The sequence below is a fragment of the Mitsuaria sp. RG genome (assembly GCF_028369275.1).
In the GTDB taxonomy this organism is placed as follows: domain Bacteria; phylum Pseudomonadota; class Gammaproteobacteria; order Pseudomonadales; family Pseudomonadaceae; genus Aquipseudomonas; species Aquipseudomonas peradeniyensis.
Map to the genome: position 1 here is coordinate 1 of NZ_JAQMYQ010000090.1, position 4,485 is coordinate 4,485.

The window sequence follows — 4,485 nt, forward strand, 5'->3', positions numbered from 1 at the left end:
CCACGCTGGAACTCTGTTACCTGCGAGACAGCGTAGCCCGAAGGGCTGGGTGATCAGATCAACCCGCCGTTCTCATCGTCCTCGATCAAGTTGTTCAGGCCGCCTAGCGCCTCACGTGCACTGGCGCGACTGAGCAGCTTGGCCTGGGCACCGGGCGGCAGGTCGGTGATGCTGAACACGCCCTTGGCGGTCAGTACCTCGATCAGGTCCTCCAGTACCCGGATCATGTCCAGGTCGCTCTGCTTGAGCTGCTTGAGGCTGTTCTCGACAACGTTGTCGGCGAACCATTCCTGGATCTCGGCATTGTCTGCCGGGACCATGTCGTTAAAACCACCGAATTCGGCGGCTTCAACCCGCAGCAAACGGCCGTCAGCGTCGCGTTGCACGTAGAACATGGCGGCGTCCCTCGTCACGATGAATCCTTTTTGGTAGTCAGCAGCATAGGCAAAGTTCACCGGGCATGTAAGCCCGGTGCACGAGTATGCGCGTGAAGGGATGGCTGGAAAAGCCCGCGCCCCCAACGGCGGCCCTTGCGGGCCGCCGTAGAGAGGCAGGGATCAGCTGTTGGAGTTGTCGATCTTGATGGTCGGGTCGGCGCCGCTGATCAACGAGTTGATCGTGGTGTTGGACCAGTTCACGCCCTCGAGCTTGATGGTCACGTCGGCGTTGGCCAGGCCACCGGCGGCGTTGAGCTTGCCTTCGGTGCTGACCTGCAGGGTCGACTCGCCATTGACCGTGGTGATCTTCAGGAAGTTGTCGATGGTGCTGGCCTTCTCGCCCTGGAGCAGGTCGCTCAGGTCGAGGCGGTCGCCCTCGCTGGCCTTGAAGTCCTTGATCACGTCCTTGCCCAGGTCGCCGGACTTCCACACGAAGGTGTCGGCACCGCTGCCACCGGTCATGATGTCGTCACCCTTGCCGCCGATGAGGATGTCATTGCCGGCACCGCCGAACAGGATGTCGTTGCCTTCGCCGCCGAGCAGGGTGTCGTTGCCGGTGCCACCGAGCAGGATGTCATTGCCCTTGCCGCCGTCGATGTAGTCGTTGCCACCCTGGCCGAAGATGATGTCGTTGCCATTGCCGCCCAGCAGGGTGTCGGCGCCGTCGTTGCTGCGCGAGACATCGAACTCGGCGTAGTTCTCGGTGATGTACTTGTGCATCGCCCGTGCGTCCACGCTGCCCGCGTCGACGCCCAGCTTGTCGGCGACATAGCCGCGGATCGCCTCGACACCGGTGCCGGCAACACCGTCGAAGACCATCAGGTCGCCGAAGATGATGTCGTTGCCGTCGCCGCCGTTGACCGTGTCATTGCCCGGCTGGGTGACTTCGGTATGGCCGAGGATGGCTTCGGCCAGCTTGCTCGGGTCGATGTTGGTCTGCGGCTTGCCGTCGGTGTCGTATGGTTTCAGGTCGTTGGTGTTGACGCCGTTGTTGAGGCCGATGGCCTCGACCTGGGACAGGCCCGAGAGCAGCTTGAAGCTGTCCTGCGAGTTGCTCGTGGTGGTGCTGTTGGTGTCGTAGCCCAGGCCGCCACGCGAAGACAGCTCATAGGTGCCGTTGCCTTCGGCATGCAGTTCGCCCGATACGCCGTATTTCCAGCCGTTGCGGTAGTACTGCACCTGCAGGTTGCCGGCGTTGTCGATGCTGACGTAGTTGGTGTTGCTGCTGTCGATGTAGCCGTTGTAGGCCATGCCCGGCTTGTAGTTGATCGAAGCCAGGAAGGTGTCCAGGGTGATGCCCGAGGTCCCCAGGGTCGGGTTGGGGTTCTCGTTGGCCTGGTAGTAGGTCGGCTTGCCGTCGGTGATGAAGAACGTCTGGTTGCTGCCGGTGTTGCCACCATCCTTGAGGTTCTGGAACCAGTTGGCGGTGGTCTTGAAGGCGTCCTCGTAGTTGGTGCCGCCGTCCGCCCGCAGGTTGTTCAGGGCGTTGAGCAACTGCTGCAGGCCGGCATCGTTCAGGGTTACCGCAACGCTGCTCTTGACCTGGGTGGCGAAGTCCACCAGCAGGATGTTCACGGTGCCCGACTGGTCGCCCTTGACGCTGGCGGCCAGGGTCTTGAACACCGACTCCAGGGATTTCTTCGCCGCATCCACGCCGGACGAGCCCATGCTGCCCGAGGTGTCGACGATGAAGGCGAGGTTGTAGTCCTGGCCCGGCACCACGTGCAGGCCGGTGACGTCGGCCACCACCACATCGTTGCCGTCGGTGCCGGTGATGTTGTCGCTGTCCGAGGACAGGTTGCTGGTGGTGTAGGACTGCGGGTAGACCGTGACCTTGATGGTGCCTTCGCTGGTCGCGGTGCTGCCGCCGACGCTCTCGGTGGAGGTCGAGCTGACCTTCACGTCGAACTGGCCGGCATAGTAGGCCGGTGGCTTGATGGTCAGGCTGCCCAGGTTCCAGCCGGTGACGTCCACCGCGTCCTTGCCGACGGTGATGGTGTGGCCGGCATTGTCGGCCAGCACCGAGCCTGCCGGGATGCCGCTGAGCTTGACGCTCAGGGCCTCGGAGCCGTCAGTGTCGGTGAGGTTGGTGCTGATGCCCACCAGCTTGACCGGGGCGCCGTTCTCGCTGCCTTCGTTGAGCTTGTAGCCGTCGTAGTAGCCCTGGTTGTTGCTGCCGTGCAGGTCGCCGACGGTCACGCCGGCGTTGGTCAGGTCCTTGACGCTCGGGTACATCGGGATGTTCGAGCTGTTGAGGTCGGTGACCGCGCCGTTGCCCACCTTGATGTTGACGTCCAGGCTGCCGGGGCCGGACTGGTTGGCGTTGTAGATCTCCAGGGTGTAGTAGCCGCTGGTGGTCGGGGTGAAGCTGCCGGAGATGGCGCCGCTGCCCGAGCCCCAGGTACCGCTGGCGACGTTCTTGCCACCGACGACGATCTGCAGGCTGTCGTCGGCGGTGCCGCTGAACGCATAGGTCTTGCCGGCTTCGAGGTAGATCAGGCCGGAGGTCTTCGAGCCTGTGCCAGGCGACACGGTGGCGACCGTGTCGACACCGGTGACGGTCTCGCTCTTGCTGGCGTTGCCGGAGTTGGCGAAGACGTTCTTCAGCGCATCGCCGGTGATGCCGTTGCCGTTGTTACCCAGGCCGGTGAGGCTGTTCCAGGTTTCCTTGAGCAGGCCGATGGAGTTGACGTTGTTGTTGCCGATGTTCAGGTCAGGCTTGTCGGCCACTGGCGCGATATCGACCTTCATGGTCACTTCGCCGCCGGCGTTGGTGCCGTCGTTGGGCTTGTACTTGATCTGCGCGTAGTCGGCCTGCTTGTTGCCCACGCCGCTGCCGCCATAGCCGTCGACGCCCGACTGGTTGGCCAGCGGCACGAACTTGAGCTTGCCGGCGGCGATGTCGGCCTGGCTGATGTTCTGGTTCAGCGACACATCGACCCACGAGGTGCCGTTGAAGAACTTCAGGCTGCCCAGGTCCGGCAGCTTGCTGATGGTCACCGACAGGCCGGTGTTGCCATCGGCGTCGCTGACGTTGAAGTCGCCCCACTTGAACACGTAGTCGGTGTCTTCGCTGCCGGTCACGGCGCCACCGGTCGACACCGGCGCGTGGTCGTTGTCGATGATGGTGGTGGTGACGCTGGACTTGCCGGCGTCGACCTGCAGGTTCTCGAAGCCGCCGCCCGTGGCGCCGCTGATCTTGACCGTGAAGTTCTCCGAACCCTCGACCAGCTTGTCGTCGATGGTCTTGATGTCGAAGGTGGTGCCGCTGCTGCCCGCCGGGATCTTCACGGTGACCACACCGGTGAAGTCCTGGCCGTCGGTGGCGGTGCCGCTGTAGGTCAGGGTGATGGTCACCTCGGACTTCGACGGGTTGCTCAGGGTCAGGTTGTAGTGGGCGGTATCGCCTTCGGTCACCGAGGTGTCGCCGCTGATGCCGACGGTGGTGAGGTCGCCCTGGCCGCTCGGCTCGTCGGTGACGCTGGTGGTGACGGTATTGCTGCCCAGGGTCAGTTTCTCGAAGTTGTCGCCACCGGCGACCGTTTCGATCTTGTTGACGATGTTCGGCTGGCCACCGAGGTACGGGTCGTCCTTGGCGGTGATGGTGAAGGTGCCGCTGGCGCTGCCGGCCGGGATGCTGACCTTGGTGCCATCGGTCAGGGTGAAGGTCAGGCCGTTGTGGCCGGTGACCGACAGGCCCTGGGCGTTGGTCAGGGTCACGGTGTAGGTGACCTGGCCGCCTTCGCTGACGGTGGTCTTGTCGGCGGACAGGGTGGCGACCACTTCACTGATGGTATCGCTGATCTGCACGGTGGCGTTGCCACCCAGCTCGAGGTTCTCGAAGGTCTTGCCGGTGACCGCGGCATCGGTGATGCCGACGGTCAGCGAGCTGCCATCCTTGAACACGTCGTCGCCTTGGGCGGCGGCCTTGTACTCGACCTGGGTCTGGCCAGCCGGAATGATTACCTTGGCACCGTTGCTCAGGGTCACGGTCAGGTCCTGGTCGAGCTTCTGGCTGACCTTGACGGTGAACGACGGCTGCTGGGCT

At 63.7% G+C, this 4,485-nt stretch carries 2 protein-coding genes; both read right to left on the reverse strand.

The features are described 5' to 3' along the window. Positions 1-53 precede the first annotated feature (53 nt). Positions 54-413, reverse strand: a complete 360-nt coding sequence (locus POF53_RS25745) for a hypothetical protein (RefSeq protein WP_498970019.1) — start codon at positions 411-413, stop codon at positions 54-56. 144 nt (positions 414-557) lie between these two features. Then, positions 558-4,485, reverse strand: a 3,928-nt coding sequence (locus POF53_RS25750; RefSeq protein WP_498970021.1) for an immunoglobulin-like domain-containing protein, incomplete at its 5' end; no start/stop codon positions are given.